This is a genomic window from Peptostreptococcus canis (assembly GCF_014229965.1).
Lineage (GTDB): Bacteria > Bacillota > Clostridia > Peptostreptococcales > Peptostreptococcaceae > Peptostreptococcus > Peptostreptococcus canis.
The window spans coordinates 1-1,017 of sequence record NZ_JABGBW010000026.1; the positions used below are offsets into that span (position 1 = coordinate 1).

The window sequence follows — 1,017 nt, forward strand, 5'->3', positions numbered from 1 at the left end:
TCGAAAATCAATATAGGTTAAAGCTGAGTAATATAGATTTTAGTGAACTAGATAAAGAATTGACCTTAGAATTTGAGAAGGATACATTTTATTTGAAAAATTTGAAATTCAATCTATCATATGATGGATCAAGGGGAAAAATAAAAATGGATAATGTAACAGTATTTTCAAAGCATAATGGAAAGTAAAATTTATATTAAGGAATATTTTGACAGTTTAAAAATATATTATGTTTAACATAAAAAATAAGATTTTGGAAAAGTAAATTAAAATATTTTAAATAGAGGTAAAAGTGTAGTTTTTAATTAAAATATTATTATATAAGGAGGAAAAGAGGATGAATATGAAAAGAAAAAAACTAAATCAGGTCATACAAAAGTTTTTTGTCTTGATAATGGCATTTTTTATAAGTTTATCATCAGTGGTCACACCTGTTACATTTGCAGAAGGAAATCAACCTGTAGCGGGACTTTTAAGTCTTGATAATGTAACCATTGATAGCTTTGATATTATTGATAGTGCAAATAGTGATGCAAAAATTGAATATAAAAAACAGGGAGACGGCGATTATAATTCTTATTTGACAGATCCTTCAAAGTTTGGAACTGTTCTTTGTCAGAATCAGAAAAATTCTCAGCTGTCTCTTAAGATGGGGATACGATATAGAGGAGAAGAAGCAATTAAAGAAGGTGATAAGCTTGAGATTCCTGCTTACCTTGGTGTTGAATTAAAGAATGCATCTTTTGCACTTCAACCTCTTAGAGATGTATCAGGACATGAAATTGGTACATATACATATAACCAGGGTAATTTCAAACTAAGTTTTTCTGGTGACTATATTAAGAATAATAGTGTAAAAGAAGTTGCATCGACACTTACAATAGGAATAGTGTCTGTACCAAATACAACTCAAGGAGAGGGAGAAGATATTGAAATAACTCCTATTTATGGAAAACTTGGTAATGAAACTATCATTGCCGGATATGAAAAGAAAAAGAGAGAAAATCCAACAGGACC

2 protein-coding genes are annotated in these 1,017 nt (G+C 29.2%); both read left to right on the plus strand.

Annotated elements, in window-relative coordinates:
• On the plus strand, positions 1-188 hold a 188-nt coding region (locus tag HLB29_RS09530; protein ID WP_207719562.1), incomplete at its 5' end, for a hypothetical protein.
• Positions 189-337: 149 nt separating this feature from the next.
• Positions 338-1,017, plus strand: a 680-nt coding sequence (locus tag HLB29_RS09535) for a hypothetical protein (protein ID WP_207719563.1), incomplete at its 3' end; no start/stop codon positions are given.